A 23,821-nucleotide genomic window follows, 5' to 3' on the forward strand; every position below is an offset into this window, starting at 1 on the left:
ATGGACTTCACGCCCACACCGGAACAGGCCGCCGCCCGGGACCTGGCCGCGCGGATCTTCGGGGACCTGTCCACACCGGAGCGGCTCGCGGCGGCGGGCACCGGGACGGACGCCGAGCTGTGGAAGGCGTTGTGCGCGGCGGGCCTGCCGGGCGCGGTGGAGGAGGTCGGGCTGCTCGGCCTGGTGCTGCTGCTCGAGGAGCAGGGCCGGACGACGGCACAGGTGCCGTTCGCGGCGAGCTGTGTGTACGGACTGCTCGCGGTGACGGCGCACGGCTCGGCGGAGCAGCGGACGCGGCTGCTGCCCGGCCTGCGGGACGGGACGGAGGTGGCGACGGGCGCGTTCCCCGCGCGCGGGAGCCGGTTGCGGGCCGAGGGCGGCCGGCTGAGCGGGGCGGTGCCCTGGGTGCCGTGGCTGCGGGACGCCACGCTCGTCCTGGTCGCCGCGGCGGACCACAGCCTGTGGCTGGTGCGTACGGCCGACGTGACCTGCGATCCGGTCGAGCTGACGGCGCCCTGGCGGGCGGGCCGCCTCGAGCTGGACGGGGTGCGGGCGGAGCGGCTGGGTGCGTACGACGCCGGGGTGCCGGAGGAGTCTCCTCCGGGGGCCGCCTACGACGACGTGCTGGCCACCGCCCGTACGGCCTTCGCGGGGCTGCAGGCCGGGGTGTGCGCGGGGTCGCTGGCCCGGGCCGTCGCCCACACGAACGAGCGGGAGCAGTTCGGCCGCCCGCTCGCCGCGAAGCAGGCGGTCCAACTCCGGGCGGCGGACGCGTACATGGACACGGAGGCGATCCGCGTCACGGCGTACGAGGCGGCCTGGCGCCGTGACCAGGGCCTGCCGTACGGCGCGCACGCGCTGACCACCGCGTGGTGGGCGTCGGAGGCGGGTCGCCGCGTCGTGCACGCGGGCCAGCATCTGCACGGCGGCCTGGGCGCCGACGTCGAGTATCCGGTGCACCGGCACTTCCTGTGGGGCCGCCAGCTGGACGCGTATCTGGGGTGCGGCGGCGAAGTCCTGGCCGAACTGGGCGACTTGATCGCGACGGAGGAGGAGTCCGTATGAGCACCGCAGCATCCGGCTCCGGAGCCGCTGAATCCCGCTCCGGTAGCGCAGCGCCCCGCCCCGGAGCCGCTGAATCCCGCCCCGGGACCGCAGCACCTCGCCCCGGAGTCGCAGCGCCCCGCCCCGGGACCGCAGTGCCCCGCCCCGGAAGCGCGGCCCTCCGCCCGGGAGACGCCCTGTCGCCCCTGGAGATCCCGGTCACCCGCACCCTGATCGTCGCCGGGGCCATCGCCTCGCGGGACTACCAGGATGTGCACCACGACGCGGAGCTCGCCAAGGAGAAGGGCTCCCCCGACATCTTCATGAACATCCTCACGACGAACGGCCTGGTGGGGCGGTACATAACGGATCACCTCGGCCCGGGCGCCACCCTCCGGAAGGTGGCGATCCGGCTGGGGGCACCCAACTACCCCGGGGACACGATGACGTTGACAGGGACGGTCGAGCGGGTCGAGCCGGACGAACTGGCCGAGCCTGCCGAGCCGGACGGGGGCGCGGCGACGGTCACCGTCGGGGTCGTCGGCGCCAACAGCATCGGCAAGCACGTGACCGGCACCGTCACGGTCACGGTGCGCGGGGCGGGAGACGACACATGAGCGTACGAGGCAGGGACCGTCTCGGCGGCAAGGCGGCGATCGCCGGGATCGGGGCGACGGAGTTCTCCAAGGACTCCGGTCGCAGCGAGCTGAAGCTGGCCGTGGAGGCGGTGCGGTCCGCGCTCGACGACGCGGGCCTGCGCCCGGCCGACGTGGACGGCCTGGTCACGTTCACGATGGACACCAGCCCGGAGATCACCGTGGCGCAGGCGGCGGGCATCGGCGAGCTGTCCTTCTTCTCCCGCGTGCACTACGGCGGCGGCGCGGCCTGCGCGACCGTGCAGCAGGCGGCGCTCGCGGTGGCGAGCGGGGTGGCCGAAGTGGTCGTCTGCTACCGGGCGTTCAACGAGCGCTCGGGCCGCCGCTTCGGCTCCGGGGTGCGGCACCGCGAGCCGTCGGCGGAGGGCGCGGCGCTCGGCTGGTCGCTGCCGTTCGGGCTGCTCACGCCCGCGTCGTGGGTGGCGATGGCGGCCCAGCGCTATCTGTACACGTACGGCCTGACACCGGAGGTGTTCGGCCATGTGTCGGTCACCGACCGGAAGTACGCGGCGACGAACCCGGCCGCGTACTTCTACGGCAAGCCCATCACCCTGGAGGACCACGCCGCCTCGCGGTGGATCGTCAAGCCGCTGCGGCTCCTGGACTGCTGCCAGGAGACGGACGGCGGGCAGGCCCTCGTCGTGACGAGCGTGGAGCGGGCCCGCGCCCTGCCCCGCCCGCCCGCCGTGATCGCCGCCGCGGCCCAGGGCGCGGGCCGCGCGCAGGAGCAGATGACGAGCTTCTACCGCGACGACCTCACCGGGCTGCCCGAAATGGGCGTGGTCGCACGGCAGTTGTGGCGCACGTCGGGCCTCACGCCGGAGGAGGTGGACGTGGGGATCCTCTATGACCACTTCACGCCGTTCGTGCTGATGCAGCTGGAGGAGTTCGGGTTCTGCGGTCCCGGCGAGGCGGCGGAGTTCGTCGCGAAGGAGCGGCTGCCGCTGAACACCCACGGCGGGCAGCTCGGGGAGGCGTATCTGCACGGGATGAACGGCGTGGCCGAGGCGGTCCGGCAGGTGCGGGGCACGGCCGTGAACCAGATACCGGGCGCCGCGCGCACCCTCGTCACGGCGGGCACCGGTGTCCCCACATCGGGGCTGATTCTGACGGCGGACGGCTGAACGCGGCGCGTCCCCACGCCCGGTGGCACACGCGGCCCGTTCACTCGCTGTATGCGCCAACGAAAGCTGCTCTTGGGACTCGTGCTGGGCCTCGGCCTGGCGACGCTGGCCATGGACACCGACAGACCCACGGACACGGACCCGCCACCGGGAGGACCACTGCCGGAGACCGACTCGGCCTGGGCCGACGCGACCGACACCGACGCCATCGACTACGGCCGCGCCGCGGACACCTTCCAGGGCCGCGCCTTCGACACCTGCCAGGCGCCGTCCACGGATTCGATGCGGCGCTGGCTCGAGTCCGACTACGGCGCGGTGGGGGTGTACTTCGGCGGCCGCGGCCGGGCCTGCGCGGACCAGAAACACCTGAGCCGGGACTGGCTGCAGGCGGTCGACGGGATGGGCTGGCGGGTGCTTCCGGTGTACGTCGGCTCGCAGTCGCCGTGCGTCGTGGCACGCAACAAGCAGCACGTCCGCATCGGCAGCGACCCCTGGAAGCAGGGCACACGCGAGGGAGGAGACGCCGTCGAGAAGGCCCGGGGCCTGGGCATCGAGCCGGAGAGCCCGCTCTACCTGGACATGGAGTCGTACCGCCACGAGCAGAAGGCGTGCGCCCGCGACACGCTCTCCTTCGTCCGGGCCTGGAACCGCGAAGTGCGCAGCCACGGGTACGTACCGGGCTTCTACAGCAGCGCCAACTCCGGCGTACGGCACATGGACCAGGCACGGCGGGCGGGGGTGCGGGACCTGCCGTCGGTGATGTGGTTCGCGCGCTGGCACACCGCTCCGGACGTGGACGGCGAGCCCGTGCTCGGCCGGGACGCCTGGCAGCCCCACCGGCGGATCCACCAGTACGCGGGCGACGTCACGGAGCGGCACGGCGGCCGGACGATCACGATCGACCGCAACCTCGTGGATGCCCCCGTGGCCACGCTCGGCTAGCGGTTCTGCTGGTGCCCGGGGCCGGGCCCGGGCGGTGCGGGCGCGCAGCGCTTCGCTGGAAGTACCACGCGGTCCGTCGTCCGGCTGCGGCGCCGTAGTGGCTGGTCGCGCCCCGCGGCGGAGCCGCATGTCGATCCAGCCCCGCGCGCCGTCGGGGCGCTCCCGTACGCCGGGCGCGTACGCCCCGGCCGCCAGGCACTTTCGTACACCTCAGGGTTGAACCCTCAAGGGTCCGCCCCACCTCCTCCACCTTCAGGAGGTGGGGCTGGCTCCCCTCGTACAACCTGAGGCGGACAACGCTTCGGGACCTGCGGCCGATCCGCTGATGTAGGGGTCGCTTCTAGCGTGGAGCCATGACCGCATCCATGGTGTCCGTGTGCACCAGCGCATCGAAGGCGGCGACGCGGACCACGAGTCCTTCCGCCTATCCGTCGTTCGCCTCCTACGTCCGGGCCCGCCAGCCCGTGCTGCTGCGCACCGCCCGCTCGCTGACGGCGAACCCGAGCGATGCCGAGGACCTGCTGCAGACGGCGCTGACCAAGACGTATGTGGCCTGGGACCGGATCGAGGACCATCGGGCGCTCGACGGCTATGTGCGCCGGGCCCTGCTGAATACGCGCACGTCGCAGTGGCGCAAGCGCAAGGTCGACGAGTTCGCCTGCGACGAGCTGCCCGAACCCGAGACCGTGCCGGCCGGCGACCCGGCCGAGCAGCAGGCGCTGCACGACGCGATGTGGCGCGCGATCATGAAGCTGCCCGCGCGGCAGCGGGCGATGGTCGTCCTGCGGTACTACGAGGACCTGAGCGAGGCCCAGACGGCCGAGGTGCTCGGGGTCTCCATCGGCACCGTGAAGAGCGCCGTGTCGCGCGCCCTCGGCAAGCTCCGCGAGGACCCGGAGCTGACGCCGGTCCGCTGAGCATCGCGCTCCGCGCCGCCGGGCCATCGCCTGACAGGGGCACGCCACCCTCCTCACTCCGGCGCGGTCTTTTTCCCCTCACGTGCTCCCGCGGTAGTGACATACCGAGCGGTATGCGGCAAGAATCTGGGGCTACTGCCAGGTAGAGCGCCGGGAACGCCCGGACGCCTGTTGGCCGCGCCCACCGGGAGGACGCCGTGCTGAGCACCATGCAGGACGTACCGCTGACTGTGACCCGCATCCTCGACCACGGGACCACCGTGCACGGGGACGCGCAGGTCATCACGTGGACCGGCGACGGTGCGCCGCAGCGCCGCAGCTTCCGGGACATCGGCGCGCGCGCCGCCCGGCTCGCCCACGCCCTGCGCGACGACCTGGGCGTCCGGGACGACGAGCGGGTGGCGACGTTCATGTGGAACAACGCCGAGCACGTCGAGGCGTACTTCGCGGTGCCCTGCATGGGCGCCGTTCTGCACACCCTCAATCTGCGGCTCCCCGCGGACCAGCTCACCTGGATCGTCGGCCACGCCGCCGACCGCGTCGTCATCGTCAACGGCTCGCTGCTCGGGCTGATCGCGCCGCTGCTCGACCGCATGCCGACCGTCGAGCACCTGATCGTCTCCGGACCCGGCGACCGCTCCCTCCTGGAGGGCGCCCGCCCCCGCGTCCACGAGTACGAGGACCTCATCGCGGGCAAGCCGGACCGCTACGACTGGCCCGAGCTCGACGAACGCCGTGCCGCCGCCATGTGCTACACCTCCGGCACCACCGGCGACCCCAAGGGCGTCGTCTACTCCCACCGCTCCATCTACCTGCACTCCATGCAGGTCAACATGACCCAGTCGATGGGCCTCACGGACGCCGACACCACCCTCGTCGTCGTACCGCAGTTCCACGTCAACGCCTGGGGCCTGCCGCACGCCACCTTCATGACCGGCGTCGGCATGCTGATGCCGGACCGCTTCCTGCAGCCCGCGCCGCTCGCCGAGATGATCGAGTCCGAGCGGCCCACGCACGCGGCGGCCGTGCCCACCATCTGGCAGGGGCTGCTCGCCGAACTCACCGCCAAGCCCCGCGACATCTCCTGTCTCACCCAGGTCACCATCGGCGGCGCGGCCTGTCCGCCCTCCCTGATGGAGGCCTTCGACGGGCTCGGCGTCCGCGTCTGCCACGCCTGGGGCATGACGGAGACCTCCCCGCTCGGCACGGTCGCGCGGCCGCCCGCCCACGCCCTCGGCACCGACGAGGAGTTCGCCTACCGCCTCACCCAGGGCCGCTTCCCCGCCGGCGTCGAGGGCCGCCTGATCGGCCCCGACGGCACCCGGCTGCCCTGGGACGGCAAGTCCGCGGGCGAGCTGGAGGTGCGCGGCCCCTGGATCGCCGCCGCCTACTACGGCGGCGCGGGCGGCGAAGTCCTCAAGCCCGAGGACAAGTTCAGCCCCGACGGGTGGCTGCGGACCGGAGACGTGGGCGTCATCAGCGCCGACGGCTTCCTGACCCTCACCGACCGCGCGAAGGACGTCATCAAGTCCGGCGGCGAGTGGATCTCGTCCGTCGAGCTGGAGAACGCGCTGATGTGCCACCCGGACGTCGCCGAGGCGGCGGTCGTCGCCGTCCCTGACGAGAAGTGGGGCGAACGCCCGCTCGCCACCGTCGTCCTCAAGGAGGACGCCACCGCCGACTACGCGGTCCTGCGTGACTTCCTCGCCACGCGCGTCGCCAAGTGGCAGCTCCCCGAGCGCTGGTCGCTCGTCCCGGCCGTCCCCAAGACGAGCGTCGGCAAGTTCGACAAGAAGGTCCTTCGCAGGCAGTACGCGGCGGGCGAGCTGGATGTGACGCGGCTCTGACGCGCGGTACGGCCGCCGGGGTGCCGCGGGCGCGGGTGCCCCGCCCGGCCCGGGGCCAGGCCTTTTCCGCCCGGTCCGCGGGCGACGTCAGCCGCGGGCCGGTGCCCGCGTCCGGCGCCTCACCGCCGTATTCGCAGCGAACTCACGCCCCACCCCACAGTCAGGCAGCCCGCGGCCACCGCGCACACCCCGCCCCAGCCCCAGTGCGTGAACGCCGCGCCGGCCAGGGCCGAGGCGAGGGCGCCGCCCGCGAAACCGGCCACCACATAGGCGGTGTTGGCTACCGCCGGGGTGGAGGTGGTGGTCAGGGCCAGCGTCTGGTTGGCGATATGGCTCGCGACCAGCGCCGCGTGCACCGCGACCGCCGCCGCGCACAGCGCCCACAGCCGCTCGCCGCCCAGCCAGAACAGCGGCACGGACACCGCCGCGAGCCCATAGGCCGACGCCACCACCTTGGCCGCGCCGAACCGGTCCACGAGCCCGCCCGCGACCGGTGCCACCACGCTCGCCGCCAGGCCGAAGAGCCCGAACAGACCGGCGGCGCCGGTCGTCATGCCGTACCCCTCGCCGCCGTCGCCCGTGAGCAGGAGCGCGAGGGACGTCCACAGCGCGCTCCACGCGCCGTACATCCCGCCCTGGCGTATGCAGGCGCGCCGCAGCTCCGGTGACGCCCTGACGACGCGCGGGAGTTGGGCGAGGCCCGCGAACAGCGGACCCGTGCAGCGGCGGTTCTCCTTGGGCAGGGCGGCCGCGGAGGCCAGGCCGAGCACCGCCGTGAGCGCGGCCGCGCCAACGAAGACCGCCCGCCAGCCGAAGGCCTGCCCGGCGAGGCCGCCGACGACCCGTGCGGCGACGACGCCGGTGAAGAGACCGGCTATGACGGCCGCGACATGACTGGCCCGGCGGTGCGCCGGTGCCCGCTCGGCGACGAGCGGCACGAGCAGCTGCGGGACGACCGTCGCGGCGGAGGCGACCAGGACGGCGGCTGCCAGCGCGGTGGTGCCGGACGCGGCCGCGCCCAGGGCCAGCGCGGCCGTCGTCGCCAGCGAGAGCGCGGCGACCAGCCGCCGGCGGTTCACACGGTCGCCGAGCGGGGCGAAGAACAGCAGCCCGGCGGCGTACCCGAACTGGGCGACCGAGGCGATCCACGCGACGCCCGAGGGCGTGGAACCGAAGTCCTTGGCCATGAGGGGGAGCAGCGGGGCGGCGACGTAGATGTTCGCCGCTGTGACCGCCGTGCAGACGGCTATGAGCACGAGGAACAGGCGCGGCGGGAGACCCGCGTCGGGGTCGGGCGGGCCCGCGTGCGCCGTCGTCCTGCTGGGCCCGGGCCGGTCCGTCAGGGCGCCCGGCGGGGATGGCGTTGCTGAAGTCATGGGCGGCAGGGCTCCTCCGTGATCCGCGATCCGTAGCCAGAGATCCGAGACCGACCGGGACCAGGATCGGTCTGACAACCAACTGGTTGGTTGAAAAATTCTGCGCCCGCGCCCCGGCAACTGTCAAGCAACCAAATGGTTGGTTAGCCGCGGAAGTCGCTTACGCTGTTTCCATGGCAGTGAGAGACCCCGAGGCCACCAGGGCCCGGATCTTCGACGCGGCGGTCGCGGAGTTCGCGCGGTTCGGCATCGCGGGTGCCCGCATCGACCGCATCGCGAGCGAGGCGAAGGCCAACAAGCAGCTCATCTACGCCTATTACGGCAACAAGGCGGAGCTGTTCGCGCAGGTCCTCGAGAAGAAGATGCTCGATCTGGCCGTCAGCGTCCCCGTCGACGCCGACGACATCGACGGCTGGATGGACCGCCTGATCGACTACCACGCCACCCACCCCGAAGTGCTGCGCCTGCTCTTCTGGGAGGGCATCGAGTACGGCGGCACCGAGGAACTGCCGTACGAGTACGAACGCCAGGCGCACTACGACCGCAAGGTCGCCGCCTTCAAGGACGCCCAGGCGCGCGGTGTCATCACGGACGCCATCCCGGCGACCGACCTGCTGTTCATGCTGGTCGCGCTGGCCGGCTGGGCCTCGGCGGTGCCGCAGATGCGGCGCGTCCTGGTGGGCGCGGGGGACGAGGACCGCGCGCGCCTGCGTGCCTCGGTCCGCGCCGCCGCCCGCCGCCTCACGGCGCCCGCCGACGCCCCGGCGGCCACCGGCTAGTCCGTACCGGTCTGTTAGTTCGTACCGGTCTGTTAGTTCGTACCGATCTTCGCCAGCAGATCCACGATCCGGCTCTGTACCTCGCCGCTCGTGGACCGCTCCGCGAGGAACAGCACGGTCTCGCCCGCGGCGAGCTTCGGCAGGTCGGTCTCGTCGACGGCCGCCGTGTAGACGACGAGCGGGGTGCGGTTCAACTGCCCGTTCGCGCGCAGCCAGTCGATGATCCCGGCACGTCGGCGGCGTACCTGGAGCAGGTCCATGACCACCAGGTTCGGCCGCATCTGGGCGGCGAGCGTGACCGCGTCCGCGTCGCTCTCGGCCCGCACGACCTGCATGCTGCGCCGCTCCAGCGTCGCGGTCAGGGCGAGCGCGATCTCCTCGTGCTCCTCGATGAGCAGCACGCGCGGCGGATGCTGCTCGCTGTCGCGCGGTGCCAGGGCCTTCAGGAGTACGGCGGGGTCGGCGCCGTACGCCGCCTCGCGCGAGGCCTGGCCGAGTCCCGCCGTGACCAGCACGGGCACCTCGGCGGCGACCGCGGCCTGGCGCAGCGACTGCAGTGCCGTGCGCGTGATCGGCCCGGTCAGCGGGTCTACGAAGAGGGCCGCCGGGAACGCGGCGATCTGTGCGTCGACCTCCTCGCGCGAGTGCACGATGACGGGTCGGTAGCCGCGGTCGCTGAGGGCCTGCTGCGTGGTGACGTCCGGCGCGGGCCACACCAGGAGGCGGCGCGGGTTGTCCAGCGGCTCGGGCGGCAGTTCGTCGTCCATGGGCCGCGGCTGCGGCTGGTTGGACACCTCCACCGCGCCCCCGGGGCCGTCCAGGAGCTCGGGGCCCTCGTCGGCGTTCTCGTCCGGAGCGCCGATCGCGTACGCGCGGCCGGTGCCCTCGGTGGTCGGCGAAAGCCGGGGCTGCGGCTGCGCCTTGGCGGCCTGGGGTTGTGCCTGGGCGTGCGCTTGGGGGTGCTGGCGGGCCGCGTCCTGGCGCTCGTCGGTGCTTGCCGCAGACGCCGCGGTCGCCGCAGTTGCCGCGGGCGGCGTGGACAGGCGGCGCCGACGGCCCGAGCCTCCGGCCGACGGCTGCGCCGGGGTGTGGGACGGGTCCGGCTGCGCTCCCGGCTGTGTCCCCGGCTGTGGCAACGGGTGTGCCTGCGGGGGCTGTTGGGGCTGCGGCGGCTGCGCCTGCGGCAGTTGCTGCGGCTGTCCGGGCTGCGGGGCCGGTCCGGCCTGCCCCGGCTGCTTGCCGGCCTGGCGTCCGAACGGCACGCCTTGTCCGAGCGTTCGTACGCTGATGGCGCGCCCCTGCGTCGAGTTCGGGTCGACGGGAGCGGCCTCGGCGGGCAGCGGCTGGGCGGCACGCGCGCGTGGGTCGCGTTCCGGCGGCAGGGCGGCGCCTTGCGCGGGCGTCGGGATGCCCTGGGCGGGCGCTCCCTCGGCGACCGGGGTGCCGCCTGGCGGGGTGCCCTGAACCGGCATGCCCTGGGAGGGCGTCGCGGTCGCCGCGGGGCCGGCGGGCGGTGCCTGCCGGGCGCGCCGACGGCCGGTCGGGGCCTGCGGCTTGCCGGTCCGGTCTGCCGGAGCGGCCGGGTGGGCAGGCGTGGCCTGTCCGGCAGGCGTGGCCGACGCGGCCGGTCCGGCCTGGCCGGGCAGGGCCGGGGGCTGCGCGGGGTGCGGCTGCGGCGGGGTGTGGTCGTCGGCCGGATCGTGCAGCGCGGCGGCGTGCTGTCCGGTGTCGTGCTGTCCGGCGGGTACGACGGGGGGGCCTGCGGGCAGGCTGCCGGGAGCCGCCATGGCCGCGACGCCGTGCGGACCGGCGGCACCGTGCTGACCCGCAGCACCCTGCGCCCCTCCAACACCCTGCGCACCCGCAACACCCTGCGCCCCCGCAGGAACCCCACGCCGCGCCCCCGCGGCCCCGGCTCCCTGCGCGCCCTGTGCCGGGGCGGCCGCCTGCGCTCCCTGCGCATCGGCCGATCGCACTCCTCCGGACCGGGACCCCTGCGCCCCCGCGGCCACACCCTCCTGGACGTTGCCCTGCCTCTCGGGCGCACCGCCCTGCGCGGGCACGCCACCACGGGGGGCCGCCTGAAGTCCGGCCTGCACACCGGCCGGTACGTTCACCGAGGCGCCGACCTGCGCGTGTCCCCCGTGGGCGCCGCCGACGTGCGCGGGCCCGCCCTGCGGGCCACCCGCCTGCCCGGGCGCGCCGTACGGGACACCGGCCTGGGGAGCACCCGCGTGCACGGCACCCGCACCGACCGGAGCGCCCCCGACCGGCGCACCCCCGCCCTGCGGCACACCACCCTGCGGCACACCACCCTGCTCACCGGCCGCACCCTGCGCCACACCCACCTGCTCGGCCCCGCCGGGCGCCCCGCTGTCCGCGTCGCGGTCGGCCTCCGCCGGCGGCAGCGCGAACACGCGCCCGCTGGACGCCTCTTCAGCGGCGGCCCGCTCCCGCGCGGCGGCCAGCGCACGCCGGGCCCGTCGGCCACCGGAACGCGGCGCCTCCGCGCCCTCGCCCCCGAAGGAACCCTGCTCCGGGCCACCGGTCCCCGCCTGGCCCGTCCCCGAAGGCAACGCCAACGCCTGCTGCTCGCCCCCGCGCCGGGCCCGCCGTCCGGACGGCACGGCGACCTCCGCCGACCCCGGACCGCCCTGCGCCGGAACGCCCTGCGGCGGCACCGTCTCGCCGAGCGCCGCCGACCCGGCAGCGTGCTCGGCCGCCGTCATCACGGCACCCTCGGCCGGACTCGGCCGCCCGCGCCGCCGACCCGTACCTCCCGACGTACCGCCCGAAGACCCACCCGAAGAAGAACCAGCGGCCCCACTCCCGCCCGCGGCACCGGCACCCGGACCCCCACCCACAGAGGCCCCGGCACCCGCATCGGCCCCGGCCCCCGCGGCCCCCTCGGCCACGGCCCGCCGCCTGCGCCGCCCAGTACCGCCGGAACCGCCGGACCCGGAACCACCGACCTCGAAGGAACCAGTGTCATCAGAAGCACCACTACCGCCCACGGAACCACCCGGTCCGCCGGAAACGGCATCCCCCGGGGACACGCTCCCGCCGTCCCCGGGAACCGCGCTGTCCAAGAAGGAGTCCACCGAAGACCGCCGGGCCCGCCGACGCCCCCCTCCGGTGCTGCCTGCCGGACCCGTCGCCGTACCCGCCCCCTGTCCGGGCACCAGCGCACCCGAACCAGCAGTCTCCGTAGACCCCGAAGAACTGACCCCGGCCGGGCCCACGCCTGAAGCAGTGCCCGCACTGTCCCCGATGGGCACCTCAAGTACGTACGCGCTGCCGTTCATGCCCGGCACCTCGTGCGTCTGCAGCACGCCACCGTGTGCCTCGACGACGCCCCGCACGATCGGCTCGTGCACCGGGTCTCCCCCGGAGTACGGGCCGCGCACCTCGATGCGTACGACCTCGCCGCGCTGGGCCGCGGCCACGACCACCGTCGAGTCGACGTACGCACCCTGGCCGCCGGACGCACCCGAAACCGCGGCCCCCGCGCGCGTGTTGCCGGTGGCGTCGATTCCGGCGACGTCGGCGATCAGATGGGCCAGCGCGGTCGCGAGGCGCTGCGCGTCCACCGCGACCTCGATCGGCGGTGCGTGCACGGCGAACTGGGCGCGCCCGGGACCGATCAGTTCGACGGCGCCGTCGACACCGGCGGCGACGACGGCGTCGAGCAGCACGGCCGTACGGGACAGCTGCTCGGCCCCGGATTCGAGGCGCTGGTAGCCCAGCACGTTGTCGACGAGGGTCGTCATGCGCGCGTACCCGGCCGACAGGTGGTGGAGCACCTGGTTGGCCTCGGGCCAGAGCTGGCCCGCGTCGTCGGCGGCGAGCGCGGACAGTTCGCGGCGCAGCTCGTCGAGCGGCCCGCGCAGCGACTGGTCGAGGACGGCGACGAGCTGGCCGTGCCGGGCGGCGAGCGTGTCGTACCGCTCCTGTTCGCGCTCGGCCAGCTCTTCGTAGCGGTCCTTCTCGCGCTCGGCGAGGGCCGCGTACCGCTCCTGTTCGGCGGCGAGTTGCTCCGCGCGCAGTTCCGCGGCGGCCCGCAGCTCCTCCGCGCGCAGCTCGTGGGCTGCCCGCAGCTCCTCGGCGTGCTGGGTGAGCGCGTTCTCGTACTGCTCGGCGAGGGTGTCGTACGGCCGCCGGTCGGTGAAGGTCATGACGGCGCCGACGAGCTGGTCGCCGTCGCGCACAGGGGCGGTGGTCAGGTCGACGGAGACCTTCTCGCCGCTCTTGGACCACAGGACCTGCCCGCGCACGCGGTGCTTGCGGCCGGAGCGCAGGGTGTCCGCGAGCGGGGACTCCTCGTACGGGAAGGGCTCGCCGTCGGCGCGCGAGTGCAGGACGAGCGGGTGCAGTTCCTGCCCGCCGAGGTCGCTGGCGCGGAAGCCGAGTATCTGCGCGGCGGCCGGATTGACCAGCACGACGCGCCCGTCGGTGTCGGTCCCGACGACGCCCTCCGCGGCGGCCCGCAGGATCATCTCGGTCTGCCGCTGCGAACGCGCCAGCTCGGCCTCGGTGTTGAGCGCGCCCGACAGATCGCGGACGACGATCATCAGCATCTCGTCGCTGCCGTAGCCGCCGTACCCGCCCTGGCTGCCGAAGCGCTCGTCGTACGCGTGCCTGCTGTCCTGGAGGTTGGAGCTGGTGACCTCGACGGGGAACTCGCCGCCGTCGGTGCGGCGGGCCATCATCCGCTTCGGCTTGGTACGCCCTTGTTCGTCCGTCGTGTCCGGGCGGCGCATGGAGCCGGGGATGAGCCGGGAGTCGAACTCCGGCAGCAGATCGAGGAGTCCGCGCCCCACGAGCGCGGTGCCCGGCGCCTCGAATGCCTCGAGCGCGATGGCGTTCGCGTTCACCACCGTCCCGTTGGCGTTGACCAGCACCAACGCGTCCGGGAGCGCGTCGAGTATGGCTGCGAGGCGAGCAGCGCCTCGGGATGGCCTGCTGCTCACGACGACGCTTCCTCCCTGATTACCGCACCTTGCCGACCGCCCGAGCCATCTTGCCCCGCGGCTCGCGGCGTGTCACGGGAGGGAGTCTACGGGGAGTGGTTGCGGGCGCGACGCCGGATGAGAGGGAGGTCGCACGCAGAAGTCGTGAGCCTTCAGTAGTCCCTGGTCACGGAAGGGTTGCGAGCCCTCTTCACAAAAAGGGCACGTCGGTTCGGTCGCGCCGCGCGGTCGCTCAGGCGCCGGCGGCGGGGAGCACCGGCACGAGGCCGTTCCACCGCGAGATCTGGCACCCGTCGGTGCGCGAGAACGCGGCGTCCACGGCCCGCCCTTGCCACGTGCCCGTGATGTGCGCGGTCTCCGGGCCGCCGTACTGCTGGGTGCACGCGGCGTCGCGCGGGACCGGCTTGAAGGGGTCGGCGCCGTCCGCCGCGAGCTGATCAAGACGTTCGCACGCGTCATCGGGCGAAGGGTGGGTGCCGCCGTGCGTGCCGCCGCTCACGCCCGTCGGGGCGCATTCCAGGGTGTACGTTCCGTCGCCCGCGCCGCCGGTCCCGTCGACGGTGAGGGTGAGCCGGTGCGCGGCGGAGCGCTCGGGGGCGCCGGGATGGTCGGCCGGGCACGCGTGCGCCGCGGCGGGGAACGCGGCGGCCAGGACGGCGACGGACGCGGCGGCGGTGCGGAGGCGGCGGCGCGGGGTGCGGCGCCGCGCGGAGGGCCGGGTGGACGGCAGGGCGGAGGGCTTGGTGAGGGACTCGGTGGAAGGCCGGGCGGAGGGCTCGGTGAGGGACCCCGCGAGGGGCTGGACGGAGGGCCCGGTGAGGGACCCGGCGGAGGGCTGGGCGGACAGCTGGGTGGCGGGTTTCACGAGGGCTCCCTGGGGCGCGGGGTTCCGGCGGGGCGCGGCCGGCCGTCGGTGTCGGCGCCCACCGCGTCTAACGCCGCAGGCCCCGCCGCGTTGCGGCCCGGTTTTGTGCTTTGCCCTGCGGGCCGCCGGACTAGTACCGTGGAGGCCGCGATTGGTGACGCGCCCCCGGGCTGTGTCATCATCTGCACGCACCCCCGCGCTCGCGCGGGATGCAGGTTGGGAGGCGTCGCCTAGTCCGGTCTATGGCGCCGCACTGCTAATGCGGTTAGGGCCCTAAAGCCCTTCGAGGGTTCAAATCCCTCCGCCTCCGCACCACGATCCGAAGCCCCGGTCAACAGACCGGGGCTTCGGCCGTTCCCGGCGGACGGCCGCCGCGCGCCCCCGGCGCGCGGACCCCGCGCTGAGGCCCGCTGAGAGGCATTTGCCCAGCTCAGAGCGGGTACGGGAAACGGATTTCGCCTCACGGCGCAGGTCATGTAATGTTGTTCCCGCAACGCCGACCGGGCCGAAAAGCCCGGGAGGAAGAGCAACACAACAGAAAAATCAAGCACTCGTAGCTTAACGGATAGAGCATCTGACTACGGATCAGAAGGTTGCAGGTTCGAATCCTGCCGAGTGCACATCGACCAGAGGCCCTGTGGATCACTCCACGGGGCCTCTGGCTTTTCCGTTCTCAGGCCGCCGCCCTGACGGTTTTCAGGCCGCCGCCCCGACGGCCGAGGCGGCCTGGGCCCCCTCCCGTGCGACGACGCGGCGGCGTCGGGTCGGCATGCCGAGCATCGGGTTGGCGACGCCCCAGGCCGCGCCCTTGCAGACCAGTTCCTTGTAGACGGCGGCGAGCCGTCCTGTCAGGGCCGCCTTGACGGCGCGGTCGTCGGCGGTGACGTACTGGATCAGGCCTTCCTTGCGGCCCAGCGAGACGCACTGGTTGAAGTAGCGGAGCGGCGCCTTCGGGATCTTGGCGCCGGTCAGGCGGGCCGCGATCGCGTCGGCGGCCTGCCACGCCATGGGGATGCCCGTGGCGCACGACATCCGCAGCGGCTTGTCGCCGGGGCCCATCGCCATGGCCGCGTCCCCGACGGCGTACACGTCCGGGTGCGAGACCGAGCGCATGGTCGGGTCGACGACGATCTGGCCCGTGTCGGTGACCTCCAGGGCCGTGGCCCGCGCGATCGGGTGGACCGCGAAGCCCGTCGTCCACACGGTGACCGCGGCCGGCAGGTGCGTGCCGTCGGCGGTGGTGACGCGGTCGGCCTCGACGCCGGTGACGACGGCGTGCTCGTGCGCGGTGATGCCGAGCCTGGCAAGGACCTTGCGGGCGTGGTCGCGGCCCTTGGGCGAGAGCCAGTCGCCGAGGACGTCGCGGGCGGCGAGGGCCACGTCGAGGTCCGGGCGGCCCTCGGCGATCTCGGTCGCGGCCTCAAGCCCGGTGAGGCCGCCGCCGACCACGACCACGGGCTGTCCGGCGTCCAGGCGGGCCAGGCGCTCGCGCAGCCGGAGTGCTCCGGGGCGACTCGCGATCTGGTCGGCGAACTCGGCGGTGCCGGGGACGCCCTGGCTGTTCCAGCCGCTGCCGAGGGCGTACACGAGGGTGTCGTACTCCAGTACCTCGGTCGCCCCGGCTTCCCCGACTTCGACGGCTTCCCCCGCGTTCCCGGCGTCCCGGGCGGCGTGCACATCGATGACGGCGGTGACGTCGACGGTCTTGCGGTCGACGTCGACGGCGGTCACCTTCGCGAGCTTCAGTTCCACGCCGGTGCCCGCGAACATCTCGCTGAAGGGGCGGGGCTTGAGGTTCTGGCCGACCGCCAACTGGTGCATCCGGACGCGCTCGACGAAGTCGGGTTCGGCGTTGACGAGGGTGATGGCGACGTCCTCGCGGTGCAGCCGCCTGGCGAGGCGTCCGGCGGCGATGGCTCCGGTGTATCCGGCTCCGAGGACGATGATGCGGTGCTGCATTTCCCTGCTCCCTGTCGTCGGCTCTGCGGCGGGTTCGCTCCTTGATCCGCCCCTTGAACCGGGCAGCACGCCGTTTCCTGACAGGGGTGGGGTGTGAAGCACGTCACACCGTGAGGGGAGAGGAGGCGGGAGGTGTCAGAAGGCGGTGAACAGGGGGCTCCCGTGGTCCGCGGCCGCCCACCGCCGGGTCGCGCGGTCGAGCTTGTCGGGATTGACCTGGTTGCGGAACGCGGTGATGCCCTCGGCGGTGACCTCCAGGCACATGACGCCGATGACCCGGCCGTCGACGACCGCCACGACGGCGGGGGCGCCGTTGGCGGTCGCGGCGTAGACCTCCACGGAGCCGCCCACGATGGCGCGCTTGGCCTTGCTGGGCTTGAACAGACCCCGCATGAACTTCGCCACCGCGACGGCGCCTTCGAACGCCTTGGCGCGCGCCGGGACCTTGCCGCCGCCGTCGCCGATCGAGACGGCGTCGTCGGTGAGCATCCGCACGAGCTCCTCGGTCCGGCCGCTGGTGGCGGCGGCGAGGAACTCCTCGACGATCCGCCGGGCCGCGGCCTCGTCGACCTCGGTACGAGACTTCTCGGTGCGGGCCCTGCCGTCCGCGACGCGCTTCTTGGCGCGGTGGGAGAGCTGCTGGCTGGCGGCCTCGGTGATGTCGAGGATCTCGGCGATCTCCCGGTGCGGGTAGTCGAACGCCTCCCGCAGCACGTACACCGCCCGCTCGTTGGGGGAGAGGCGCTCCAGCAGGGTGAGGACCGCGTACGAGACCGATTCGCGCTGCTCGGCGGTGTCGGCCGGGCCGAGCATCGGGTCTCCGGAGAGAAGCGGCTCGGGGAGCCACTGGCCCACATAGGTCTCGCGCCGCGCGCGGGCCGAAGTGAGCTGGTTGAGGCACAGGTTGGTGAGGACCTTCGTCAGCCAGGCCTCCGGGACCTCGACGCGGTCGACGTCGGCGCCCTGCCAGCGCAGGAACGTCTCCTGCACGGCGTCCTCGGCCTCGCTCGCGGAGCCGAGGAGGCGGTAGGCGATGGCCTCCAGGCGGGGCCTGGAGGCCTCGAACCGGTCCACGTCGCTCATGGTCAGGGCCATGCCCGGATCCTAGCTTTCGCGGCGCGGAACGGCTGCCCCGCGTTGTGCGGAACGGCTGCCCTGCGTTTTGTGGAGCTGCCCCGCGTTCTACGGAGCCGCGGCCTCCAGCGCGTCGACCGTGCCGGACATGATCGTCCGCACGTGCGCGCCGATGTGTTCGGCGGGCCAGTCCCACCAGGCGATGTCGAGGAGGCGGGCCACGTCCTCGTCGTCGTAGCGGCGGCGGATGAGGGTGGCCGGGTTGCCGCCGACGATGCCGTAGTCGGGGACGTCGTCGACCACGACGGCGCCGGACGCGACGATCGCGCCGTGGCCGATGCGGACGCCCGGCATCACCATGGCCCGGTAGCCGAACCAGACGTCGTTGCCTATCACGGTGTCGCCCCGGCCGGGCAGGCCGGTGATCAGGTCGAAGTGCTCGGCCCAGGAGCCGCCCATGATCGGGAAGGGGAAGGTGGACGGGCCGTCCATGCGGTGGTTGGCGCCGTTCATGATGAACCGCACGCCCTCGCCCAGCGCGCAGTACTTGCCGATCACCAGCTTCTCCGGCCCGTAGTGGTAGAGCACGTTGCGGGTCTCGAAGGCGGTGGGGTCGTCGGGGTCGTCGTAATAGGTGAACTCGCCGACGTCGATCAGCGGTGAGGTGATCAGGGGGCGCAGCAGCACGACGCGCGGCTGCTGCGGCATCGGGTGCACCACCGTCGGGTCGGGCGGAAGGGTCGGGTCGGGCGGGACGGGCGGCATGGTGCGTCGGCTCCTTGTCTGGCGTCTGACGGCTACTTCGTCTGACAGGTGCCTGTCGGGCACTTCGTCTGACGGTTACTTCGTCAAATCATCGCCTGTGCCCGGGTTGTGACGGGACCTCGGGTTCGCCCCACGTGCCGACGGTCACCTCGTCGCCGACGGAGATCTTGCCGGGGCGCAGCACCGCGTACTTCGTGCCGAGGGCGACTCCGCCCTGTGGCGCCCTTCGGTACGAGGCAAGGGTGCGCAGGGGTTCCGGGCCCGCGCGGCGGCCGGCGTCCTGGTCGACCAAGGTGACGGCGCAGCGGATCGCCGGTTTTGTGTAGCCGAGTTCGGCGGTGCCGATCGTGAGGTGGTGGGCGCGGTCCTCGGTGTGCGGCTCGCCCCAGCCGGCGACCACGATGTTGGGGCGGAAGCGGTCCATGGGCAGGGCCTGTGCGCCCTGCTCGGCCAGCTTGCCGTTCAGGAGGTCCACGGTGGCGCGCGAGATGAGGTGCAGGGCGGAGCTGTCCGCGTAGCCGGAGGTGCCCGGGATCCTGCCGTCGGTCACGCGGTGGTGCTCCGGCGGTACGCGGACGAGTCTGCTCGGCGCGTCGAGGACGTCCGACAGCCACGCGGCGGCCGCTTCGCCCTGGTCGATGCCCTGGTACGCGGCCCCGAACAGGTCCACGTCCCGGCGGGGGCCGGACGTGTCGACGTCGATGTGCACGCCGTCGTGGCCGGGCGCGCGCAGCGTGAGCCGGGTGCCGGCGGTGTCGATCGCGGGCCGGATCAGCGCGAGACGCGGATCCCGCCGCTGCGTTCGATACACGCCCTCCGTGCTCACGACCATGAAGCTCCGGTCGTGCGCGAGGCCCGCGGGCGTCAGCACGGCCTCGCTCGCCGATGTCCCCGCGCAGCCCTTGACGGGGTAGTACGACAGCTCGGCGACGACGACGGTCATGCCTGGTCCCTTCTCCCGGTGACAGGAGGAGAACGTACGTGATCGCCGAGAAATGCCGCTGCCCCCGGGGGATCCGGGGGCAGCCGGTCAGGCATCACGCAGGCATCAGGCCGGGATCACGCAGGCGTTGGGCACATACCCCTTGGTGCCGCGGTAGTTGATGTAGCCCCAGCCGTCCCAGTTCTTGCCGCCGCACTTGGTGTACTTGCCGCCCGTGAGGCCCTTGTACCAGCAGCCCTTCGTGTTCTTGTACCAGAGGCGCAGGGCCTTGGCGTTGGCGTTGGGCTTCGTACGGATCTTCAGGTTCTCGCGTGCCTTGATGGTCTCGCAGGCCGCGGCGGCGGCCTTGGTGCCCGTCGGTGCCTGGACGGCCGCCGTGGCGGACGACGCCATCGTGAGCAGGGAGAGGGCCGCCACTGCCGTCGGAACGATCAGGCGCTTGTTCATGCACGTCTCCATGTGTCGTCTTCCCCGTGAGATCGCCGGGCGATCTTTCGGCCACATGTGTACCTGACAAGTCCTCGATCAACAAACGCGAGTCCTCCGGGAGTTCGGAGGTGGTGGGTGGTTCAGGCGGACTTGACCGTTCCGCCGTCGATGACGTGGTCCGCGCCCGTGATGTTGCCCGCGGCGTCCGAGAGCAGGAAGACGATCAGGGCCGCGACCTCGCCCGGTTCCGTGATGCGGCCCGAGGCGATGTCGAAGGACTGCGGGATCTGCTCCAGGAAGCGCCCGTGCTCGACGCCCGCCGCCGCGGCCACCTTGCCGCCGAAGCCGTTCGGGTCGTCCCAGATCGCGGTGCGCACGACGCCCGGCGAGACGGTGTTCACGCGCACCCCCTGCGGGCCGAACTCCTCGGAGAGCGCCTTGCCGAAGGCCGTGAGGGCCGCCTTGGCGGTGCTGTAGGCGATCGGGCCCGCGCCGGGGACGCGGGCGTTGATCGAGGACACGTTCACGATGGCGCCCCGCCGCTCGACGAGACCCGGCAGTGCCGCGCGGGCGGCGCGGATCGCGCTGAACAGGTTGAGCTCCAGGTTGGCCTGCCAGTGGGCGTCGTCGGTGGTGAGGAAGCCGCCGATGTTCACGTCGTCGCCGGCGCCGACGTTGTTGACGAGGAAGTCGATGCCGCCGAGTTCGGCGTGCGCGTGGCCGATGAGGGCGGCGGGGCCCTCGGGGGTGCCGAGGTCGGCCGCGTACGCGAGTGCTCCGGAGTCCTTCAGCTCGGGGGTGACGGTGCGGGCGGCGCCGACGACGCGGACGCCCTCGGCGATCAGGGTGTGGACGGTGGCCAGACCGATGCCGCGGCTCGCGCCGGTGACGACGGCGGTCCTGCCGGTGAGGTTGAGGTCCATGGGGTGGGGTCCCTTCAGTAATTGACCTGCGAGTACAGAAAATGGGTATGCGTGGGTGCGCGAGTACGCAAGGCTGGGTCAGAGGAGGTCGAGGACCGCCTGGATCGTGCGGCGCATGCCGTCCGGGCCGTCCGCGATCCGCGCGGTCACGCGCAGGCCGATGATTGTGTTCAGCAGCAGGCTGCCGATGGCCGCGGCGTCGCGGTCCGGGGCGATCTCGCCGGACCGCTTGCCCTCCTCGATCAGCGCCCGGAAGGCGCCTTCGGTGCGGGCGAACATGCCGCGGACGAGGTCGGCGGCCGTCTCGTCGGTGCGGGCGAGTTCGGTCGCCGTGTTCACGGCCATGCAGCCGCGCCGGTCCGGGTCGGCGAGGTCCATTTCCACCAGGAGCTCAAGTCCCTTGCGGAGCCGCCCCTTGACGGTTTCGCCGCCCTCGGCCAAGAGGTCGGTGAGCGCCTTCGCCTGGGTGTCGCGGTAGTGCCGCAGGGACAGCTCGAACAGGCCGTGCTTGCTGCCGAAGGCGTGGTACAGACTGCCTTTTCCGATGCCGAGGGTGTCGACGAGGTCCTGCGGGGTCGTGTGTCCGTACCCCTTGCTCCAGAAGACCTGCATCGCCTGTTCCACGGCGGTCTCCGGATCGAACTGCTTCGGCCGTCCCATGCGGAACAGTCTAACAAGGTTGTGTACTCGGAGGTCAAGAATTGGGTGTGGTGCGTATTGGCTGGTCACGGGGCGTTGTCAGTGGCGTGCGGCATGCTTTTTCCATGACGTGGTGGTGCACGGGGGTGCGGTGGCGGGCCGGCGGCGGGCCCGTCCTCGGGTGGTACGCGCCGGGGCGTGGCGAGCGGGAGAGTCCGCTGGCGTTCGGGGGCGCTGTGGCGTTCCGGGTCCGGGGCGGGCGGTGCTGCCTCGGGGTGCGGCGGGGCGGGCGGTGGACGGCGTGTCCGGCGGGCGCGGCGGTGGCGGGGCGGGCCACGCGGGCGCAGTGCGAGGAGTGCGCGCGCGTCGACCGGGCGCACTCGGTCGCCGCGGACACGTTCGCCGACGACCCGCGGCCGTATCGCGTGTACGTGGCGTGGTTCGGCCCCGGCCTGGTGAAGGTCGGCATCACCGGGGTCGCGCGGGGCGGGGCGCGGCTCCTGGAGCAGGGGGCCGTGGCCTACGCCTGGCTGGGGCAGGGCCCGTTGATGGCGGCACGCCGCACGGAGGAACTGCTGCGGACGGCCCTCGGCGTCCCGGACCGGATTCCGTACGCGCGCAAGCGGGCCCTGCGGGCGCGGCTGCCGGACCCGGCGGAGCGGGCCCGCGAGCTGACGGAGGTGCACCGGCGGGCGGCGGCGCTCGGCGGCTGGCCCGAGTCGCTGGAGCGGCTGCGGTGCGAAGTCGTGGACCACGGCGGGCCGTTCGGGCTCGACGCGCTCGGCCGGTTCGACGGATCCGCCGGGGCGGGGCGGGTCGTGGACGAGTTGACGGACGGCGGGGTGGTGGCCGGGACGCTGGTTGCCGCCGCGGGGCCTGATCTGCATCTGGATGTGGGGGTGGGCGGGCGTGGACATGAACGGGAGTTGGTGATCGACAGTCGGCTGATGAGTGGGTGGCGGCTTGTGGGGGCGGGGGAGCTGGACAGCAGGGCGGAGGTGACGGTTCCGGTGCGGGAGATACCTGTGGTGCAGGGCGGGTTGTTCTGAGGCTTCTTCGGGGCTTCGGCGAGGGCTTCGCTGACCGGAGGGCAAAGTCCTGTCGCCCGTTGGGCAAGAAGGAGGGCCGGAGGGTGGACAAGGGCTCGGCGTGAGGCCGACTGTGGGTGCCATGAGTGATCAAGAGCTTGGAGCTGTCGGCTCCATCGGCCCCGTCGGCCCTGTTGACGCGGTAGGTCCCGTCGGCCCCTTCGAACCCCCTTACTACGCCGTCGTGTTCAGCTCCCTGCGCACGCCGGGGGACAACGACTACGGCGCGACGGCCGAGCGCATGGAGGAGCTGGTGGCCGACGTGCCCGGGTTCCTCGGGATGGACTCGGCGCGCACGCCCGGCGGCTTGGGCATCACCGTCGGGTACTTCCGGGACGAGGAGGCCATCGCGGCCTGGCGCGGCGACCCGGAGCACCGGGAGGCGCGGGCGCGGGGCCGGAAGGAGTGGTACGAGAAGTACGTCGTGCACGTGGCCAAGGTCGAGCGGAGCTACGGCCATGAGTGAGGAGCAGCTCGGCGACGAGGCGGACGAGGCGTACGAGGTGGACGAAGCGGAAGCAGAAAGGGTCACCGCCTTCTGGGGGCGGCTCGGACTGCCGGGACTCGTCGACGTACACACGCACTTCATGCCGGAGCGCGTCCTCGCGAAGGTGTGGGACTACTTCGACTCGGTCGGGCCGCTGACGGGCGTGCGGTGGCCCATCGCGTACCGGCACGACGAGGAGCGGCGGCTCGCCGTGCTGCGGGAGTTCGGCGTGCGGGCGTTCACGTCGATGCTGTATCCGCACAAGGCGGGCATGGCGGAGTGGCTCAACGGCTGGGCGGCGGAGTTCGCCGCGCGGACGCCGGACTGTCTGCACACGGCGACGCTGTTCCCCGAGCCGGAGGCCGGGCGCTATGTGCGCGAGGCCGTCGAGGCCGGGGCGCGGGTGTTCAAGTCGCATGTGCAGGTGGGCGCGTACGACCCGAACGACGCGCTCCTCGACCCGGTGTGGGGGCTCCTCGCCGAGGCCGGGATCCCGGTCGTGATGCACTGCGGGTCGGGCCCGGCGCCCGGCAAGCACACCGGGCCCGAGCCGGTGGGGCGGCTGCTCGCGCGCCATCCGCGGCTGCGGCTCGTCGTGGCGCACATGGGGATGCCGGAGTACGCGGACTTCCTGGACCTCGCCGAGCGGTACGGGGAGGTGCGGCTGGACACGACGATGGCGTTCACGGACTTCGCCGAGCGGTCCGCGCCGTTTCCGCGGGCGGAGCGGGGGCGGCTCGCGGAGCTGGGGCTCGGCGGCCGGATCCTGCTGGGGACGGACTTCCCCAACATTCCGTACGGGTACGTCCACCAGCTCGACGCCCTGGAGCGGCTCGGCCTCGGCGACGACTGGCTCCGGGCGGTCTGCCACGGGAACGGGGCGCGGCTGTTCGGCCTGGAGTGAGGCGGCGCGACGGCGGGCGGCCCGAAGGCAGGGCGGCCCGGCGCGGCGGTGCGTTTTCTCAGGGAATTCACAGGTGGGCGAAAGCCGTCT

The 23,821-nt window shown here is 73.2% G+C and carries 20 protein-coding genes and 2 tRNA genes; 12 read left to right on the forward strand and 10 right to left on the reverse strand.

Annotation, left to right across the window (positions count from 1 at the left end; genetic code table 11):
* The 6 genes from AC0KTA_RS19270 to AC0KTA_RS19295 all read left to right on the forward strand — a co-directional run bounded on the left by AC0KTA_RS19270 (window position 1) and on the right by AC0KTA_RS19295 (window position 6,530).
* A complete protein-coding gene (locus AC0KTA_RS19270; RefSeq protein ID WP_481049469.1) occupies window positions 1-1,065 on the forward strand; it encodes an acyl-CoA dehydrogenase family protein in 1,065 nt (354 codons plus the stop codon).
* A gap of 134 nt (window positions 1,066-1,199) precedes the next feature.
* A complete protein-coding gene (locus tag AC0KTA_RS19275; protein ID WP_481049470.1) occupies window positions 1,200-1,661 on the forward strand; it encodes a MaoC family dehydratase in 462 nt (153 codons plus the stop codon).
* Window positions 1,658-2,824 (forward strand): lipid-transfer protein, encoded by a 1,167-nt coding sequence (locus tag AC0KTA_RS19280; protein ID WP_481049471.1) that lies wholly within the window; start codon window positions 1,658-1,660, stop codon window positions 2,822-2,824. The genes AC0KTA_RS19275 and AC0KTA_RS19280 overlap by 4 nt, the downstream gene beginning before the upstream one ends.
* Before the next feature lie 51 nt (window positions 2,825-2,875).
* The gene (locus tag AC0KTA_RS19285; RefSeq protein ID WP_481049472.1) at window positions 2,876-3,766 is read left to right on the forward strand and encodes a DUF1906 domain-containing protein; all 891 of its coding nucleotides are present in this window, start codon (window positions 2,876-2,878) and stop codon (window positions 3,764-3,766) included.
* Window positions 3,767-4,119: 353 nt separating this feature from the next.
* Window positions 4,120-4,683 (forward strand): SigE family RNA polymerase sigma factor, encoded by a 564-nt coding sequence (locus AC0KTA_RS19290; RefSeq protein ID WP_481049473.1) that lies wholly within the window; start codon window positions 4,120-4,122, stop codon window positions 4,681-4,683.
* 197 nt (window positions 4,684-4,880) lie between these two features.
* A complete protein-coding gene (locus AC0KTA_RS19295; protein ID WP_481049474.1) occupies window positions 4,881-6,530 on the forward strand; it encodes a long-chain fatty acid--CoA ligase in 1,650 nt (549 codons plus the stop codon).
* 119 nt (window positions 6,531-6,649) lie between these two features.
* Here the strand turns inward: AC0KTA_RS19295 and AC0KTA_RS19300 are convergent, their stop codons facing one another.
* A complete protein-coding gene (locus tag AC0KTA_RS19300; protein ID WP_481049475.1) occupies window positions 6,650-7,906 on the reverse strand; it encodes an MFS transporter in 1,257 nt (418 codons plus the stop codon).
* A 173-nt stretch (window positions 7,907-8,079) separates the two neighbouring features.
* On the opposite strand from AC0KTA_RS19300, the gene AC0KTA_RS19305 reads away from it, so the two are divergent.
* The gene (locus AC0KTA_RS19305; protein ID WP_481049476.1) at window positions 8,080-8,685 is read left to right on the forward strand and encodes a TetR/AcrR family transcriptional regulator; all 606 of its coding nucleotides are present in this window, start codon (window positions 8,080-8,082) and stop codon (window positions 8,683-8,685) included.
* 32 nt (window positions 8,686-8,717) lie between these two features.
* Here AC0KTA_RS19305 and AC0KTA_RS19310 read toward each other — a convergent pair whose 3' ends face one another.
* A complete protein-coding gene (locus tag AC0KTA_RS19310) occupies window positions 8,718-13,655 on the reverse strand; it encodes a PAS domain-containing protein (RefSeq protein ID WP_481049477.1) in 4,938 nt (1,645 codons plus the stop codon).
* Window positions 13,656-13,887: 232 nt separating this feature from the next.
* A complete protein-coding gene (locus AC0KTA_RS19315; RefSeq protein ID WP_481049478.1) occupies window positions 13,888-14,520 on the reverse strand; it encodes an SSI family serine proteinase inhibitor in 633 nt (210 codons plus the stop codon).
* A 219-nt stretch (window positions 14,521-14,739) separates the two neighbouring features.
* Between AC0KTA_RS19315 and AC0KTA_RS19320 the strand changes: the two genes are divergently transcribed.
* Together AC0KTA_RS19320 and AC0KTA_RS19325 are read left to right on the forward strand one after the other, a co-directional pair.
* Window positions 14,740-14,830, forward strand: a tRNA-Ser gene (locus AC0KTA_RS19320).
* Between the two features lie 237 nt (window positions 14,831-15,067).
* Window positions 15,068-15,140, forward strand: a tRNA-Arg gene (locus AC0KTA_RS19325).
* Between the two features lie 76 nt (window positions 15,141-15,216).
* Here AC0KTA_RS19325 and AC0KTA_RS19330 read toward each other — a convergent pair.
* From AC0KTA_RS19330 to AC0KTA_RS19360, 7 genes are all read right to left on the reverse strand, one after another.
* Window positions 15,217-16,479, reverse strand: coding sequence for an NAD(P)/FAD-dependent oxidoreductase (locus AC0KTA_RS19330; RefSeq protein ID WP_481049479.1), 1,263 nt, complete (start codon window positions 16,477-16,479; stop codon window positions 15,217-15,219).
* A 135-nt stretch (window positions 16,480-16,614) separates the two neighbouring features.
* The gene (locus tag AC0KTA_RS19335) at window positions 16,615-17,574 is read right to left on the reverse strand and encodes an RNA polymerase sigma-70 factor (RefSeq protein WP_481049480.1); all 960 of its coding nucleotides are present in this window, start codon (window positions 17,572-17,574) and stop codon (window positions 16,615-16,617) included.
* Window positions 17,575-17,661: 87 nt separating this feature from the next.
* Complete coding sequence (locus AC0KTA_RS19340; RefSeq protein ID WP_481049481.1) at window positions 17,662-18,318, reverse strand: CatB-related O-acetyltransferase; 657 nt, start codon at window positions 18,316-18,318, stop codon at window positions 17,662-17,664.
* 88 nt (window positions 18,319-18,406) lie between these two features.
* The gene (locus AC0KTA_RS19345; protein WP_481049482.1) at window positions 18,407-19,261 is read right to left on the reverse strand and encodes an MOSC domain-containing protein; all 855 of its coding nucleotides are present in this window, start codon (window positions 19,259-19,261) and stop codon (window positions 18,407-18,409) included.
* Window positions 19,262-19,366: 105 nt separating this feature from the next.
* Window positions 19,367-19,708, reverse strand: a complete 342-nt coding sequence (locus tag AC0KTA_RS19350) for a hypothetical protein (protein ID WP_481049483.1) — start codon at window positions 19,706-19,708, stop codon at window positions 19,367-19,369.
* A gap of 122 nt (window positions 19,709-19,830) precedes the next feature.
* Window positions 19,831-20,613, reverse strand: coding sequence for an oxidoreductase (locus tag AC0KTA_RS19355; protein WP_481049484.1), 783 nt, complete (start codon window positions 20,611-20,613; stop codon window positions 19,831-19,833).
* A gap of 78 nt (window positions 20,614-20,691) precedes the next feature.
* Entirely contained in the window at window positions 20,692-21,273 is a 582-nt protein-coding gene (locus tag AC0KTA_RS19360; RefSeq protein WP_481049485.1) for a TetR/AcrR family transcriptional regulator, read from the reverse strand.
* A 104-nt stretch (window positions 21,274-21,377) separates the two neighbouring features.
* Here AC0KTA_RS19360 and AC0KTA_RS19365 point away from each other — a divergent pair, with 104 nt between their 5' ends.
* The 3 genes from AC0KTA_RS19365 to AC0KTA_RS19375 all read left to right on the forward strand — a co-directional run bounded on the left by AC0KTA_RS19365 (window position 21,378) and on the right by AC0KTA_RS19375 (window position 23,731).
* Window positions 21,378-22,301 carry a DUF2797 domain-containing protein gene (locus tag AC0KTA_RS19365; protein WP_481049486.1) on the forward strand — a complete coding sequence of 308 codons (924 nt, stop codon included), beginning with the start codon at window positions 21,378-21,380 and terminating at the stop codon, window positions 22,299-22,301.
* A 121-nt stretch (window positions 22,302-22,422) separates the two neighbouring features.
* On the forward strand, window positions 22,423-22,806 hold the full coding sequence (locus AC0KTA_RS19370) for an antibiotic biosynthesis monooxygenase family protein (RefSeq protein WP_481049487.1): 384 nt from the start codon (window positions 22,423-22,425) through the stop codon (window positions 22,804-22,806).
* Complete coding sequence (locus tag AC0KTA_RS19375; protein WP_481049488.1) at window positions 22,799-23,731, forward strand: amidohydrolase family protein; 933 nt, start codon at window positions 22,799-22,801, stop codon at window positions 23,729-23,731. Before AC0KTA_RS19370 ends, AC0KTA_RS19375 begins: the two co-directional genes overlap by 8 nt.
* The last annotated feature ends 90 nt before the right edge of the window (window positions 23,732-23,821 follow it).

The sequence above is a fragment of the Streptomyces sp. Y309 genome (assembly GCF_056712025.1).

What these genes read in the sequence shown, in the direction of transcription:
- AC0KTA_RS19350 (WP_481049483.1), bottom strand. Translation starts at nt 19,708, where the DNA reads ATGAACAAGCGCCTGATCGTTCCGACGGCAGTGGCGGCCCTCTCCCTG.
- AC0KTA_RS19305 (WP_481049476.1), top strand. Translation starts at nt 8,080, where the DNA reads ATGGCAGTGAGAGACCCCGAGGCCACCAGGGCCCGGATCTTCGACGCG.
- AC0KTA_RS19290 (WP_481049473.1), top strand. Translation starts at nt 4,120, where the DNA reads ATGACCGCATCCATGGTGTCCGTGTGCACCAGCGCATCGAAGGCGGCG.
- AC0KTA_RS19270 (WP_481049469.1), top strand. Translation starts at nt 1, where the DNA reads ATGGACTTCACGCCCACACCGGAACAGGCCGCCGCCCGGGACCTGGCC.
- AC0KTA_RS19330 (WP_481049479.1), bottom strand. Translation starts at nt 16,479, where the DNA reads ATGCAGCACCGCATCATCGTCCTCGGAGCCGGATACACCGGAGCCATC.
- AC0KTA_RS19360 (WP_481049485.1), bottom strand. Translation starts at nt 21,273, where the DNA reads ATGGGACGGCCGAAGCAGTTCGATCCGGAGACCGCCGTGGAACAGGCG.
- AC0KTA_RS19375 (WP_481049488.1), top strand. Translation starts at nt 22,799, where the DNA reads ATGAGTGAGGAGCAGCTCGGCGACGAGGCGGACGAGGCGTACGAGGTG.
- AC0KTA_RS19285 (WP_481049472.1), top strand. Translation starts at nt 2,876, where the DNA reads ATGCGCCAACGAAAGCTGCTCTTGGGACTCGTGCTGGGCCTCGGCCTG.
- AC0KTA_RS19365 (WP_481049486.1), top strand. Translation starts at nt 21,378, where the DNA reads ATGACGTGGTGGTGCACGGGGGTGCGGTGGCGGGCCGGCGGCGGGCCC.
- AC0KTA_RS19335 (WP_481049480.1), bottom strand. Translation starts at nt 17,574, where the DNA reads ATGGCCCTGACCATGAGCGACGTGGACCGGTTCGAGGCCTCCAGGCCC.
- AC0KTA_RS19280 (WP_481049471.1), top strand. Translation starts at nt 1,658, where the DNA reads ATGAGCGTACGAGGCAGGGACCGTCTCGGCGGCAAGGCGGCGATCGCC.
- AC0KTA_RS19355 (WP_481049484.1), bottom strand. Translation starts at nt 20,613, where the DNA reads ATGGACCTCAACCTCACCGGCAGGACCGCCGTCGTCACCGGCGCGAGC.
- AC0KTA_RS19370 (WP_481049487.1), top strand. Translation starts at nt 22,423, where the DNA reads ATGAGTGATCAAGAGCTTGGAGCTGTCGGCTCCATCGGCCCCGTCGGC.
- AC0KTA_RS19345 (WP_481049482.1), bottom strand. Translation starts at nt 19,261, where the DNA reads ATGACCGTCGTCGTCGCCGAGCTGTCGTACTACCCCGTCAAGGGCTGC.
- AC0KTA_RS19340 (WP_481049481.1), bottom strand. Translation starts at nt 18,318, where the DNA reads ATGCCGCCCGTCCCGCCCGACCCGACCCTTCCGCCCGACCCGACGGTG.
- AC0KTA_RS19300 (WP_481049475.1), bottom strand. Translation starts at nt 7,906, where the DNA reads ATGACTTCAGCAACGCCATCCCCGCCGGGCGCCCTGACGGACCGGCCC.